This window comes from Nocardioides sp. LHD-245 (genome assembly GCF_030929495.1).
Lineage (GTDB): Bacteria > Actinomycetota > Actinomycetes > Propionibacteriales > Nocardioidaceae > Nocardioides.
Window position 1 is genome coordinate 83,309 of sequence record NZ_JAVFWN010000004.1, and the last position, 13,587, is coordinate 96,895.

Genomic DNA, 13,587 nt, shown 5'->3' on the forward strand with positions numbered 1-13,587 from the left:
AGGACACCGGGGACGACGGTAAAGAATCCGGTGCGAACAGGTGCTTGCCATCAGCTAGCACGTCCCATACTGTCGGTATCCGCAACTCACGGTTGCACCTATCTACCGCACCAGCGCCGGTGCGTGGAAGCGAGGTCGCGATGCTTGCCCACGAACGGATCGGCTCGGGGGAGCCGCTCGTCCTGGTCCACGGGATCGGTCACCGCCGCCAGGCCTGGTACCCGGTCGTGGACCGGCTGGCCCGGGAGCGCGAGGTCGTGCTGATCGACCTGCCCGGCCACGGCGAGTCGCCGGCGCTGGTGCCCGACGGCCGGCCGGTGCGCGACCTGCTGCGCGACCTCCTCGAGGAGTTCTTCGTCGAGCAGGGCCTCGACCGACCGCACATCGCGGGCAACTCCCTCGGCGGCCGGATCGCGCTCGAGGCCGCGGCCGACGACCTCGTGAGCAGCGCGACCACCCTGGCTCCGGCCGGGTTCTGGCGCGGCAAGGTCGACTTCGCCTACATTCGCGCGGTCTTCACGGTGCTGACCGGCGCGGCGACCCTCGCCCAGCCGGTGGCGCCCGCGATCTTGAGGACCGCGCCGGGCCGCGCCGCGGCCTTCGGCCTGCTGATGACCAAGGGGCACAAGCTCAGCCCCGACGCCGCCCTCGGCGACCTGCGTGGCCTGGTCCACGCGCGGCCCGCGCTGGAGACGATCATCGACGGCGGCTTCCCGTTCGACCGGCCGATCGACCCGGCCGTCCCGGTCACGGTGGCCTGGGGCACCCGCGACCTGGCGCTGCTGCCCTACCAGGCCGGCCGCGCCCGCCGGGCGCTTCCGCACGCCGAGCACGTCACGCTGCCGAAGTGCGGCCACGTCCCGATGATCGACGACGTCGACCTCGTCGCCGACGTGCTGCTCAAGGGCTCCGCGCACCCGCGGCTCGGCCAGACGACGTACGACGTCGCCTGACCGGGCGGGTTCCTCGACGGGATCTGTGCTCAGCCTGCGGGGACGATGGCCGGGGTCCGCCAGCCGGTCCCGTCGAGGATGCCGGGGATCGCGGCGGTCTGCGTGCCGTACATCCGCCACAGGAGGCGGAAGCCACCGGTCGGCGCGGGCAGCCAGTTCCGCGCCCGGTCGGGGTCGCTCGGCCGGGATGCCTGGACGTAGAGGTCGAGTGAGCCGTCGGCGTTGCGGTGCAGGTCGGTGCGGTCGTTGATCGCGTACCTGTCGATCTCGTTGGGCACGACGAACCCGTCGCCGTCGTAGAGGGTCAGGGACCAGAAGCCCGTGCTGGTGAGGGGCGGCAGCTGGCCGGCGGGGATGCGCACGACGTACCTCTTCGCGCCGGTGAGGGGCTGGCCGGTGCGGTCGAGCAGCGCCAGCGGGTACATCGCCTGCTCCGATCGCAGGGCGCCGAGGCCGACCTGCGTGATGACCGAGCGCAGCCGGTAGTCGGTGCCGTAGCTGCCGGTCGGGGTGACCAGGTAGCCGTTGTGCTTCGCGAAGCCCTGGCCGTACAGGCCCATGGCGTCCTGCAGCACCGTCGCCTGCCCGGCCGCGATCGCTGCCTCCATCCCGGCGCGGGTGTGGGCATCGAGGGTGTCGTCCGCCGACGGATGGCGGCCGGGGCCGACGCCGATGCCGGCGAGCTGCTCGAGCGCGGGTGCGTCCTCGCCCGGCGGGGGGAACGCCGCGAGCAGGTCGCCGAGCCGGTCGTAGAACGCCATCCCGGTCGGGATCGTCACCGCATCCGTCGTCGTGTCGGGGTGGCGCGGCGGTGCCGGGTTCCAGCGCCAGCGCGGGTACTTGCGCAGGGGGATCACGGTCGTGGCGTCCTGGATCCGGTTGACCGTGCGCTGGTCACGGACGTCGTCGTTGTCGGCGTAGATCCGCTGGATGATCCACACCCGGTCGTACGGCGACACGATCCGCTTGACGTGGCGCGGGAGCCGGATGTCGGCGTCGTCGGGCCCGACGACCGCGTAGTCGCCCGGCGCGGTCCGCTCCACGGAGCCGAGGTTGGTGAAGTTCTCGGTGTACGGGCTCATCAGCGGGATGACGAAGTAGCGGTTGCGCACCTTCGGCACGTGGATCACCTGCGGCTGGTCGCTGAGATCGAGCCAGGCGACGGAGTAGAGCGTGTCGAGGTTCGGCGCGACGACCGAGCGATCGTCGGGGGTGATGAACTTCCGGACCGGGTTGAACCGGTTGACCGGTCCGAAGCCGCGGCCGTCCGGGACGTCGATGCTGGTCTGCGCGCGGAAGGTGGCGTCGGTGGTGACCAGCGGCAGGCCGTAGCGGTAGGCCTCGAGTCCGAGCTGGTAGCCGCGGTCGTACGCCGCCTGGTCGCCTGCTGCCCGGTCGTGCGGCGCCCGGTCGGCCGTCGCCGGCGCGGCGAGCGTGGTGAGCGCCGACGTCACGACGCCGGCGAGCAGCCCAGCGAGTGCCAGGGTGCGGGAGGTCGTTCTGCGACCCATGGGGATCCTCTCGGTGGGTCGCGGGCGACCCGGTCAGGAAGGCGGACCCCCTGAATGTCGCAAGCCGACCGGTGTCCGGTCTTGACCTTGCGCGCCTAGTTCTTGACCTGGCGCGACACGGCCCGCGCGTCCCGGCGGACCTGCTTCGGGGGCGCGCCGAACCACCGCCGGCTGGCCCGGGACAGGGCGCTGTGCTCACTCAGGCCCAGGACACCGGCGAGCTGGCCCAGGGGCATGTCGGTCTCGCGCAGGTAGCGCTCGGCCTCGTCGCGTCGGACCTGGTCGACGAGGGCGGCGAAGGAGGTGCCCTGCTCGGCGAGCTGGCGCTGCAGCGTGCGCCGGTGCAGAGCCAGCTGGCCCGCGACGAGGTCGAGGTCGAGACCGCCGGTCGGCAGCATGTGCCGGATCAGCTCGGCGACGGTGTCGGCGGTCGCGGACGCCGTGGGGACCGCGATCCGGCTGAGGTACTGCTCGACGACGTCGTGCACGTCGCCGTCGTCGGCGAGGGGACGGGCGAGGATCTCGGCCGGGAACCGGAAGCCGTAGGTGTCGGCGGCGAACTCGACAGGAGCGCCGAAGTACGTCCGGTAGGCGGCCGGATCGCCCAGCGGCTGGTGGCGCAGCTGGACCGACCGGGGCCGGAAGTCCGGGCCGGCGAGCAGCTGGAAGACGCGCACGGCCACCCCGAGTGCGAGCTCGGCCGCCTGGCGGTGCGGTGGCGGGCGGCGTACGACGATCCGCCACTCCAGCTCGGCGAGCCGGGCGCGCGGCGGCGCGGTCACGGTGATCGCGATGGCGGGGGAGTAGACGGCCATGTACTGCTCGATCGACTGCAGGGCGGCGCCGGCCGTCCCGGCCGTGCGTGCGGCGACCCCGAGCGGACCGAGGATCTCGAGCCCCTGACGGGTGGCGAGCCGGCGACCGAAGTCGTCGGAGCCCGTCGCGGAGGCGGCCGCCTCGAGCACCGTGACCACGCTGCGGTAGCTGACGAAGCTGTCGTGGTCGCCGACGGCGGACGCCGGGAGGTGGGCGAGGTCGAGCAGGGGCCGCAGGTCGGCGCCCAGCTCGGCGACCAGCTCCGCGAACCCCTGGAGGGAGGTGCCGCGGATCAGGGACATGTCGCCCAGGGTCAAGAAGGTGTCGTGTGATGTCAAGACCCTCGGCGCCCTCGGAAGGGATCGTGGAGGCATGAGCCGCTTCGACATCACCCAGACCAATGTCGCCGTCCGCCGGTTGATCGAGACCACCACCGATCCGCGGCACCGTTGGCTGCTGCAGGCCTACGACCGCCACCGCAACCTCGAGATGGCCGGCCGCTGGAAGGAGATCTTCGCCCCCGAGATGACCGTCGACCACCCGATCTACCACTTCAACGTCTTCGGCATCAACACCGTGCTGGACGGTGCCGAGGCGGTCCAGGCGGTGTACGACGAGTGGTCGCGCACGGCCCAGTGCGTGTTCTACGCCGAGGACGAGAAGCTCGCCGTCGGCGACAACATGATCGTCTCCACCGCCACCATCTACCAGCAGACGCCGGGTGCCCTGCTGGTCGCGGCCGGCGCTCCGGTCGACCCCGACGCGCACTACCTCGTCGCCAACGTCGAGCACATGATCTGGCCCTACGACGACGAGGGCCGCCTGGTCGGCGAGGACGTGTGGGAGATCGACGAGTCGAAGCGGCAGATCATCCCGCTCGACCCGGCCGAGGTGCTCAGCATCGAGCAGACCAGCACCCTGCTGGCGCCGTACCTCACCGAGCTGGCGCCCCGCCCCTGGTGAGACCGCTAGGGAAGTGGTGATCAGTGGTTCCCTAGCGTGGCGCCGTGACCACGCCCGCCGAACCCGGCGCCGCAGACCGCGTCGGCTTGGGCCTCCACTGGCATCGGCGGAATACCCGCTGGGCAGCCTTCAGGGCAGGGGCCGGGACGGTGTCACCTCCTGCGTGTGGACGACGACGTCGAACCAGCTCGCGAGTGACCCGCCCGACATGTGGTAGGCCGCATCATCCCGGGGGTCGTAGAACGGGCCGATCAACCGCGTGCGCGTCGGGGCGTCCAGGAGGCGGTGGATCGGCTCGGGTTGCGAGGTGCCCAGATCCAGGATGTATCCCGCCCTGTTCTCGGCGGCCGCATGCAGCAGGCTGTCGACGAAGTGCCGGCGTGGAGCGGGCAGTGGCTGGCCGATCGAACCATGCGCCATGGTCAGGCCCACGGAGCGGTAGTCCAGTCCAAGTCGTTCACGCAGGTATCCGCCCATGTTCTGATGTGACTCCAAGGGCTCGGAGGGGGACACGGTGCGAGGAGCGCCGACGGCGGTGTGCGCCATACCGCCCCAGTAGACGACCTTGTCGCCGGTGAGCTGCTGCCACCAGCTCACCCCGTCGGCCAGCGTGCGTTCCAGGTCGGCCAGACCATCGAGCTGTGTGGTGTGCCGCACCGGCTCAGCAGGGAACTGCGCGAAACGCACCGGGTCGCCTGGGTGACGCTCGTTGTAGGACCGCATCCAGTGGACGAGCTCGAGGATCTCGGCGGTCTGCCAGAACGACCGTGCCTCTCCCAGCAGCGCACGGGGGTCTCCATCGCCGGTGGCGACATAGACGTCCAGGCCGAGGCGACCAGGGTCGTCGCCCTCCAGGGCAAGGGTGCGGAACCCCTCTTCTTCCACCAGCAGCCGCACGATGCGATGCGCCACATCCGACAATTCGCGTGCCTGTCGGGCAGCTGCTCCCAGCGCCACGATCTTGGCGTCCCGCACCAGTGGGGCGAGCGGCCGCAGATCGTCCAGTGGCTCGTCAGGTTTCATGTTCACGAGCACATGGGCGTTCTTCCTGATCCACTCGGTCACCGTCTCCATCGGCCTGCCCTTCATCCCCGAGCTCCGCTTCTTGCGGACCACTCCAGAGATCGTCTGACCTCAAGATTGGTTGAGGTCAAGACCCTGCGACGTCGAGCTGGCGCTCATTGCTGGAGCGGCCTGTAGCGCTGGACGGTGCCGAGGCGGCTCTAGCTGGCGCCCCGCCCCTGGTGAGACCGCTAGCGTGGCGCCGTGACCACGCCCGCCGATCTCACGACCTACGTCCGCTCGATGATCCCGATCATGGACGCCATGGGCGTCGAGGTCGTCGAGGCCGGGCGCAACGCCGTGGCCGCGCGGCTGCCCGCCGGGCCCAACGTCAACCACTTCGGCACGGCGTACGCCGGATCGTTGTTCACCGTGGCCGAGGTCCTCGGCGGCCTCTACGCGAGCACGTCGCTGGTCCTCGAGGGCGCCGTACCGCTGATCAAGAGCATGAGCATCGACTTCCTCCGCCCGGCCACCTCCGACGTCGTCTCCCGGGCGACGCTGGCCGACGACGTCATCGACCGGGTGCTCGCCGAGACGGCGGAGCGCGGGAAGTCCGACTTCGAGCTGGTCGCCGAGGTCACCGACGCCGAGGGCACGGTGGTCGCGCGGACCCGCGGGCTGTACCAGATGCGGCGGTTCTGACCCGGCTCCGACGCGCGCTCAGCGGCGGGGGCGGACGGTGACGGCCCGGCTCGGCTCGGCCATGCCGGCCGGGTTGAGCGCGACCACGCGCAGCCGTACGACGCTCCCCGGCCGCAGCCCGCGCAGGGTCGTCGCGGTCCGGTCCGCCCGGACCGACCGGACGACGGTCCAGCCGTCGTCGCCGCGGCCCCGGCGCTGGATGACGTAGGTCGTCGGCGGCGCGGTCCCGTCCGCGGCAGCCCCGGCCCGCCAGCGGAGCCGTACGGCGCCGGCACGGACCGCGGCACGCACCTTGCCGACCCGGGGCGGGAGGGCGCCGGGCCCGGTGCCTGGTGGGGCCGGTGTCGACCCGGCTCCGGTGCCGGGAACCACGGTGGCGGCACCGGAGGCGGTCACGATCACCCGGGTCGTCAGCGTCGTCGTCTCCAGGCCGGCGGAGGCGGTCAGCGTCGCGTCGTAGGTGCCGGCACGGGGATAGGTGTGGGTGTACGTCGGCACGGCATAGGGCGCCGGGACCACCGCCCGGGTCGGTGCGCTGCCGTCGCCCCAGTCGACCGCGACCGTGACGTCGTCGCCGTGGGGGCTGGAGGTCGCGACGGCGAGCCCGGCCGTGAGGGAGCCTGGGTCGGTCCGGGGCTCGGCCCGGACCGGGATGCCGGTCGGGTCGATCACCACGGTGCGGTCCTCGGCGGCATAGGTGTGGGACGTGCCCCGGTCGTCGAGCCAGGAGATCCAGGTCGCGAGGCGCCGGGGACCCGCGGGCATGCCCCCCATCGGCCAGGTGGTGCGCCACACGCCGTCGGGCGACGCGTTGTGGAGGGTGACCGCGCCGCCGTCCGGGGCGTCGACGAGCTGGACACCGACGCGGTACACCGACATCCCGGGCCGTGTCGTCGCCCGGAATTCGACGGGCGCGGTGCCGGCGAGGGTGTCCCCGGGCGCGGGGGTCAGGAGCTCACCCGGGACCGCGTCGTCGAGGGTCAGGGCGACCGGTGGCCCGGTCGTGGTGTTGCCCGCGGCGTCGGTGAAGCGGGTGCGCACGAGGTAGGTGCCGGCCGGCTGCAGCGCGCCCTGGTCGTCACGCCCGTCCCAGGTCGCGGTCCGGACCACCCGCCCGGGCAGGAGGGGGTCCTGCATCGGCCGCTCCCCGCGCACGGTCCGGCCGGTCGCGTCGACGACCCAGGCGACGCCGGTGAACGGCGACGACTCGGTCGCCGGGTAGGACAGCACGACGGGGTCGTAGGCGTCGGGCGCGCGCAGGTACTGCGTGGCCGCCGGGGGACCCGTCACGACCGGCGCGGTCACGTCGGCGACGGTCAGCTCGACCTGCTCGGTCGTGAACGTGCCCTGGGCGGCCGTTCCGCCGGCCGCCTGCGGGACCGGCCGGTCGACCAGCGCCTCGAACCGGTAGCTGCCGAGCGGCTGCGCCTCGAGGTCCAGGACCGCCCGGAAGGTGCCGCGCGCCGCGTCGCGGGGCAGTGGGGTGACCTTGGTCGAGCCCACCCAGTGCAGCCGGACGCCGTCGAGCGCCGCTCCGGCGGCGGGGGTGAGCTCGGCGAGGAACCGGTTGCCCTCGACCCGGGTGATGGCGAGGCTGCCCGGCACGGTCCGATCGAGCCGGACGGTCACGGCCGCCGGGGTGGCGTGGCCCTGGGCGTCGGTGAAGGTGGTGCGGACGACGTAGTCGCCGGCCGGGAGCGGGGCGCCGTCCGGTCCGGTGCCGTCCCAGGAGAACGACTCGACGTACGCTCCGCCCACCCCGATCCGGTGGTCGACCACAGTGCCGGCCGCATCGCTCACCACGAACGCGGACGACCGGAAGGACGACTGGTCGCGCACGTCGAAGCGGAAGCCGGCGAGGTGGTAGGCGCCGGCGTCCCTCAGGTAGATCCGGGTGTCCGCCGGCGGGGTCACGACCGGCGGCGCCGTGTCCGGTGGTACGACGGCCACGAGGTCCTGGGTCGCCGTCGCGAACGTCGTCGGCGGCGTGGTCCCGCGGGTGACGAGCGCCCCCACAGGGTAGGTGCGGGCGGGCTGGCCGTTCAGGTCGAGCACGGCGCGGTAGGTGCCGGTGGCCGCGTCGTACGACATCGGCAGCGGGCTCGGACCGTAGGCGCTGAGGGCGGCCGCGGTCACGCCCGCGCCGGCCTTCGGCGTCACGACGGCCTGCCACCGGTTCGTGTCGAGTGGCGTCAGCGCGAGCGTGCCCGGGATCGTCGCGTCGAGCACGATCGGCACCACCGGCCCGGTCCCGGAGTTCCCGGACTCGTCGGTGAACCGGGTCCGGACCCGGTAGGTCCCGGCGGGCAGGGGGCTCCCGTCGTTGCGGGTCCCGTCCCAGCGGAACGGGATCAGCCGGGTGAGCTCGTCGGATGCCAGGCCCTGCCCGACGGGGAGGGCGCCCGAGGCGACCAGCTGCCCCAGCGTGGTGCGCACCTCGTACGTGCGTGACTCGAGGACACCCGCATCCCGGACCGCGTAGGTGAAGTCACTGGTCTCGTAGGCGCCCGGACTCCGCAGGTGGAGGGTCTGCGAGGACGGAGAGTACGGATAGATCGTCGCCGTCGGCGCCACCCGGTCGGCGATGCGGACCGGGACCCGGAGGGCGTAGCCGGTCTGCCGGGCGCCGAGGCGGTCGGTGAAGGTGAACATCGCGCCGGCGCTTCCGTCGTAGGCGCCGCAGTCGTCGACGCTGAAGGTGCTCCGGATGCTCCCGCCCGTCCCCGGTGTGCGCTCGGGCGTCCACAGGCAGTCGGGGGCGTGGTAGCCCTGGCCGATCGTGAACCGGCCGCCGATGAGGGTCAGGCCCGGACGCGGGCTGATCGTCATCGTGACGTCACCGGAGTAGGTCGCGCCGCTGACGACCCCCTCCAGAGGGACCCTCGTGTGCCGGTCCAGCGGAACGGCGTACGTCTCGACGTCCCGGTTGCCCTCGCTGTCGACGGCCTCGAACCGCATCGTGTAGTCGCCCTCGGGAACGGCCGTACCGGAGGCGTCGGTGTAGTCCCACGTGACCTGCTGAGGCGCGTCCCGCACGGAGACGCCGTCCAGGAAGGTCCGCACCACGGATCCGGTGCCGTCGGCGACCCGCACCGTGACGTTCGCCGGCCGCGACGGGGACCAGCCCACCCCGACCGCGGCCCAGGCCTCCCCGTCCGCCCCGCTCAGGCCCGTGAAGGTGACCTTCGGCTGGGTCGTGAACCGCAGCTGCACGGGTGCGTCCGCCGCCTCCGCCGCGGGCAGCGTCGCTCCCGCGGGCAGCGTCGTCCCCGCGGTCGCCAGCGCGGTCGCCAGCGCGGCGACCGCCGTCGCGGACCTGGTCCAGCGCCCCATGTCGCGCCCCTCCTCCGTCGGCCTTCCCCCGCCCAACGCGCGAGCGTGCCCTCGGGTGACGCCTCCGGGCCGCGGGCGGGCGCGGAGGCCGGGGTCCCGAGTCCTCAGGACCCCGGTCCCGGTGCCGATGGGCACCACGCGCCTCGCCGGGAAAGTAAAGTAGAGGGATAGCCTGGGGCGTCAACGATCGCTGTCGGAGGGGATCGACGCCGGATGGACCTGGAGCTGCCGACCGAGGCGCGGGCATTGCTGGACGCGGTGGTCGCCATCGGGTCCGACCTGGACCTGCGCGGCGTCCTCAGCCGCATCGTCGAGGCGTCCTGCCAACTCACCGACGCCGAGTACGGCGTCCTGGGGATCGTCGACGACGAGGGCGCCTTCATCGACCTGGTGCCCAACGCCGAGGCGGGGCAGCAGTTCGACCAGGTCGGGATGATGCCGAAGGGACACGGGCTGCTGGGGCTGGTGCCGCGCGAGCGGCGCTCGATCCGGGTCGAGCACGTGGCCGAGCATCCCGTCTCGTCCGGCACCTTCCCCGGCAGCCATCCGGTCATCGACCGCTTCCTCGGGGCGCCGGTCCTCGTCGGGGAGCGGGCGTTCGGGCACCTCTATCTCGGCAACAAGCGCGGCGGCATGGAGTTCACCGCCACCGACCAGGCGCTGGTCGAGGCCCTTGCCCGGGCCGCCGGCGTGATGATCGAGAACGCCCGCACCTATGAGCAGGTGGAGTGGCGGCGGCGTTGGCTCGCCGCGACGGGGGAGATCGGCCGCGACCTGACCGGGGCCGCGAGCGCCGAGGAGGCGCTCGACGAGCTCGTCGTCTCCCTGCGCGACCTGTGTGGTGCGCGCCTGGTCGCCTATGTGGGCGTGGCGGGCGGCCTGCTCGAGATCCGGCAGACGGCGGGCGACTCCGACTCCGCCGCGGCCGTGGTCGACAGCTACGCCGACCAGATCCGCGAGGTCACCGTCTCCCGGGTCCCGGAGCGGCGGCCCGAGGGCAGCGGTCGCACCACCCTCGTCGTGCCCGTCGACACCCGCCTCGACGGGCCCGGCGCCATCTTGGTGGAGCACGCCGAGGAGACGCCGTCACTGCGCGACATCATGCTCGACCTGGTCACGGTGACCGCGTCCCAGCTCGGCCTCATCCTCGATCGGCGGCAGGCGCTGAGCGAGCGCGCCCGGCTGCTGGTGGCCCGCGACCGGGACCGGATCGCCCGCGACCTGCACGACCTCGTCATCCAGCGCCTGTTCGCGACCGGCATGCAGCTGCAGGGCGCGCGCGACCTCGACGCCGCCGAGCTGCGGGCCCGCGTCGACGGCACCATCGCGGAGCTCGACGGGGCGATCAGCGAACTGCGGTCGGTCATCTTCGAGCTCGGCACGGGCACGGACCGATCGTTGCTGGAGGAGGTCCGGTCGCTCCTGGGCGAGTACGCCGGCGTGCTCGGCTTCCAGCCGCTGCTGCGGCTGCACGGCCCGGTCGACCGGGCCCTCGCACCCGACGCGGGAGGTCACGTCCTGGGCACCCTGCGCGAGGCGCTCTCCAATGTCGCCCGGCACGCCCGGGCGAGCTCGGTGAGCGTCGAGCTGACCGCCTCGTCGGCGTGGTTCCGGCTCCGGGTCGTCGACGACGGCGCCGGGTTCGACCCGACCGGCGTCGCGGACGGCAACGGGTCCGCCAACCTCCGCGGTCGCGCCGAGGACCTCGGCGGCCACCTGCAGGTGACCTCGGCGCCCGGCGCCGGCACCACCCTCGAGTGGGTCATTCCGACGGTCGGCTGAGCGCCTCGGCATCGACCAGCGCGGTCTCCCCGGCCTCCGGCGCGGTCGGGTCCGGCGCACCCGGCAGGTCCGGCACGGGGCCGGCCAGCAGCGGCCAGAGCGTCCGCACCAGCAGCGCGGCCGCGGTGGCGCCCACCATCACGAGCAGCAGCCGGCCGAGCGCCTCGTCCAGGCTCAGCTCGCCCCGGGCGGTGAGGACCGCGACGGGCGAGGCGATGAGGGCGGCGAGCAGGAACACCCTGAGGTCGAACATCATGGTCAGACTCCTGCTCCGAGTGCGGGCCGGGCACCGGTGGCCGACACCACGGCCACCGAGCGGATCTCGTGCGCCGCGCCGAGCTCGGCGTACGAGAAGACGGGGAGACGCTCGACGGTCGGCGACACGAGACGTCGTACGGCGGCCCGGAGCGCGGGTGCGCAGACGAGAACCGGTCGCACGTCGGTGTTCTCGGCGGCCTGCGCCGCCTGGGCCAGACCGAGCAGCACCTGCTGTGCGGTGTCGGGGTCGAGGACGACGACCGCGCCCTGCTCGGTCGGGCGCAGCCCTTCCAGCATCTGCTGCTCCAGCAGCGGGTCGAAGCTGATCGCGTGCAGCACGCCGTCGGTGACGTACGGCGCCGCGAGGGCCGGTTCGAGCGCGGCGCGGGCCGCCTCGACCAGGCCGTCGAGGTCCTTGCTGACCGCGGCGCGGACGGACAGCGCCTCGAAGATCCGGACCAGGTCGCGGATCGGGATCCGCTCCTCCAGCAGGGCGCGCAGCACCCGCTGCACCTCGCCGAGCGGGAGCTGGGTCGGGGTGAGCTCCTCGATGACGACCGGGTGGGTGCGCTTGACCACGTCGGTGAGCAGCCGGACGTCCTCCCGGCCGAGCAGCCGGCTCGCGTGCCGGTGCACGATCTCGGCGAGATGGGTGGTGACCACCGATGCCCGGTCGACGACGGTCGCGCCGCCGATCTCGGCCTGGTGCCGCAGCTCGGCGGGGATCCACTTCGCGTCCAGGCCGAACACCGGCTCGCGGGTCGGCGTGCCCGGCAGCGTGCCGAGGAACTCCCCGATCGCGAGCACCGTGCCCCGCGGCGCCTCGCCGCGCGCCACCTCGGCGCCGTACAGGGTGATCGCGTAGGTGTTCGCCGGCAGCTCGAGGTTGTCGCGGGTGCGGACCGGCGGGATCACGATGCCGAGCTCGCCGGCGACCTTGCGGCGCAGCGCCTTGACCCGGTCGAGCAGGTCGCCGCCGGTGCGACTGTCGACGAGGTCGATCAGATCCGCCGAGAGCTCCAGGCCCAGTGGGTCGACCCGGATCTCCGCCACCAGCGCCTCGGGTGTGTCCGCCGCCTGGGCGAGCTCGCCGGCGGTGACGTCGGCATCGGTGCCCGCCGTCCGGTCGCCGCCCGACTCGTCGACCCGGCTCGCGCCGAGCAGCATCAGGCCGCCGGCGACGAGGAACGGCAGCTTCGGCAGGCCGGGGATGACGCACAGCGCCAGGGCGCCGAAGCCGGCCACCCGCAGCGGCATCTTGCGGGCGAAGACCTGGCCGACGATGTCGGAGCCCATGTCGGAGTCGGCGACCGAGCGGGTCACGATCAGACCGGTCGCGACGCTGAGCAGGAGGGCGGGCACCTGGGAGACCAGCCCGTCGCCGATGGACAGCAGGGAGTAGGTGTTGATCGCCTCGCCGAACGGCATGCCGTACTGCGCGACCCCGATCGCGAAGCCGCCCAACAGGTTGACCAGGGTGATCACGATCGCCGCGATCGCGTCGCCCTTCACGAACTTCGACGCACCGTCCATCGCGCCGTGGAAGTCCGCCTCGGCGTGCACCTCGGCGCGCCGGCGCCGGGCCTCCTCCTCGTCGATGAGCCCGGAGTTGAGGTCGGCGTCGATCGCCATCTGCTTGCCCGGCATCGCGTCGAGCGTGAACCGCGCGCCCACCTCGGCCACCCGCCCGGCGCCGTTGGTGATGACCACGAACTGGATGACGAGCAGGATCGCGAACACGATCAGCCCGACGATGAGGGAGCCGCCGACGACGAAGTGGCCGAAGGTGTCGATCACCTTGCCGGCGTACCCGTCGAGGAGGACGAGGCGCGTCGCGCTCACGTTGAGCGCGAGCCGGAACAGCGTCATCACCAGGATCACCGAGGGGAAGGCGGCGAACTCCAGCGGCTTGTGGATGAACATCGCCACCATCAGCACCAGCAGCGCACCGGTGATGTTGAGCGCGATCATCAGGTCGAGCACCATCGCCGGCAGCGGCACGACCAGCATGACGACGATCAGCACGATGCCCAGCGGGACACCGAGCCGGGTCAGCGACTTCACGGACATGCGGTGGGTTCAGCCCTCTCGACGAGGTCGCGCCGTCCGTGGCACTGCGAGGTGGCGCCGTCCTGGCGTCGCTGGCTCCATCGGCAGGTGTGGGCTGGGGATGAGCGGTTGACGTGCTGCATGAATCCCCGGTCAGCCGGGGATTCATGCGCTTGTCAGGTGTTGCAACCCCCAACAAGTGCAGGAGTCCCCGG

General features: G+C 72.7%; 10 protein-coding genes. 4 read left to right on the top strand and 6 right to left on the bottom strand.

Translation table 11 applies throughout. The features are described 5' to 3' along the window. Positions 1 to 140: 140 nt before the first annotated feature. Positions 141 to 953: an alpha/beta hydrolase gene (locus RB608_RS07690; RefSeq protein WP_308087219.1), complete on the top strand. Its 813-nt coding sequence runs from the start codon at positions 141 to 143 to the stop codon at positions 951 to 953. 29 nt (positions 954 to 982) lie between these two features. Here RB608_RS07690 and RB608_RS07695 read toward each other — a convergent pair whose 3' ends face one another. Next, positions 983 to 2,464: a DUF1254 domain-containing protein gene (locus RB608_RS07695; protein ID WP_308087220.1), complete on the bottom strand. Its 1,482-nt coding sequence runs from the start codon at positions 2,462 to 2,464 to the stop codon at positions 983 to 985. Positions 2,465 to 2,559: 95 nt separating this feature from the next. Further along, positions 2,560 to 3,582 (bottom strand): AraC family transcriptional regulator, encoded by a 1,023-nt coding sequence (locus RB608_RS07700; protein ID WP_308087221.1) that lies wholly within the window; start codon positions 3,580 to 3,582, stop codon positions 2,560 to 2,562. 70 nt (positions 3,583 to 3,652) lie between these two features. On the opposite strand from RB608_RS07700, the gene RB608_RS07705 reads away from it, so the two are divergent. Next, entirely contained in the window at positions 3,653 to 4,243 is a 591-nt protein-coding gene (locus RB608_RS07705) for a hypothetical protein (protein ID WP_308087222.1), read from the top strand. 129 nt (positions 4,244 to 4,372) lie between these two features. Here RB608_RS07705 and RB608_RS07710 read toward each other — a convergent pair whose 3' ends face one another. Beyond that, positions 4,373 to 5,317, bottom strand: coding sequence for an erythromycin esterase family protein (locus RB608_RS07710; RefSeq protein ID WP_308087223.1), 945 nt, complete (start codon positions 5,315 to 5,317; stop codon positions 4,373 to 4,375). A gap of 192 nt (positions 5,318 to 5,509) precedes the next feature. Here RB608_RS07710 and RB608_RS07715 point away from each other — a divergent pair, with 192 nt between their 5' ends. Further along, complete coding sequence (locus RB608_RS07715) at positions 5,510 to 5,950, top strand: YiiD C-terminal domain-containing protein (RefSeq protein WP_308087224.1); 441 nt, start codon at positions 5,510 to 5,512, stop codon at positions 5,948 to 5,950. 18 nt (positions 5,951 to 5,968) lie between these two features. On the opposite strand, the gene RB608_RS07720 is transcribed toward RB608_RS07715, so the two are convergent. After that, complete coding sequence (locus RB608_RS07720; protein WP_308087225.1) at positions 5,969 to 9,283, bottom strand: FlgD immunoglobulin-like domain containing protein; 3,315 nt, start codon at positions 9,281 to 9,283, stop codon at positions 5,969 to 5,971. 213 nt (positions 9,284 to 9,496) lie between these two features. Here RB608_RS07720 and RB608_RS07725 point away from each other — a divergent pair, with 213 nt between their 5' ends. Next, a complete protein-coding gene (locus RB608_RS07725) occupies positions 9,497 to 11,065 on the top strand; it encodes a GAF domain-containing sensor histidine kinase (RefSeq protein WP_308087226.1) in 1,569 nt (522 codons plus the stop codon). Here the strand turns inward: RB608_RS07725 and RB608_RS07730 are convergent. Both RB608_RS07730 and flhA read right to left on the bottom strand, forming a co-directional pair. Further along, on the bottom strand, positions 11,046 to 11,321 hold the full coding sequence (locus RB608_RS07730) for a hypothetical protein (RefSeq protein WP_308087227.1): 276 nt from the start codon (positions 11,319 to 11,321) through the stop codon (positions 11,046 to 11,048). The genes RB608_RS07725 and RB608_RS07730 overlap by 20 nt on opposite strands. Before the next feature lie 2 nt (positions 11,322 to 11,323). After that, positions 11,324 to 13,393, bottom strand: a complete 2,070-nt coding sequence (flhA, locus tag RB608_RS07735; RefSeq protein WP_308087228.1) for a flagellar biosynthesis protein FlhA — start codon at positions 13,391 to 13,393, stop codon at positions 11,324 to 11,326. Between the last annotated feature and the right edge of the window lie 194 nt (positions 13,394 to 13,587).

Excerpts from the sequence above, each read along its gene's own strand:
- RB608_RS07720 (WP_308087225.1), bottom strand. The coding sequence starts at position 9,283 with ATGGGGCGCTGGACCAGGTCCGCGACGGCGGTCGCCGCGCTGGCGACC.
- RB608_RS07705 (WP_308087222.1), top strand. The coding sequence starts at position 3,653 with ATGAGCCGCTTCGACATCACCCAGACCAATGTCGCCGTCCGCCGGTTG.
- RB608_RS07710 (WP_308087223.1), bottom strand. The coding sequence starts at position 5,317 with ATGGAGACGGTGACCGAGTGGATCAGGAAGAACGCCCATGTGCTCGTG.
- RB608_RS07700 (WP_308087221.1), bottom strand. The coding sequence starts at position 3,582 with ATGTCCCTGATCCGCGGCACCTCCCTCCAGGGGTTCGCGGAGCTGGTC.
- flhA (WP_308087228.1), bottom strand. The coding sequence starts at position 13,393 with ATGTCCGTGAAGTCGCTGACCCGGCTCGGTGTCCCGCTGGGCATCGTG.
- RB608_RS07730 (WP_308087227.1), bottom strand. The coding sequence starts at position 11,321 with ATGATGTTCGACCTCAGGGTGTTCCTGCTCGCCGCCCTCATCGCCTCG.
- RB608_RS07725 (WP_308087226.1), top strand. The coding sequence starts at position 9,497 with ATGGACCTGGAGCTGCCGACCGAGGCGCGGGCATTGCTGGACGCGGTG.
- RB608_RS07690 (WP_308087219.1), top strand. The coding sequence starts at position 141 with ATGCTTGCCCACGAACGGATCGGCTCGGGGGAGCCGCTCGTCCTGGTC.
- RB608_RS07695 (WP_308087220.1), bottom strand. The coding sequence starts at position 2,464 with ATGGGTCGCAGAACGACCTCCCGCACCCTGGCACTCGCTGGGCTGCTC.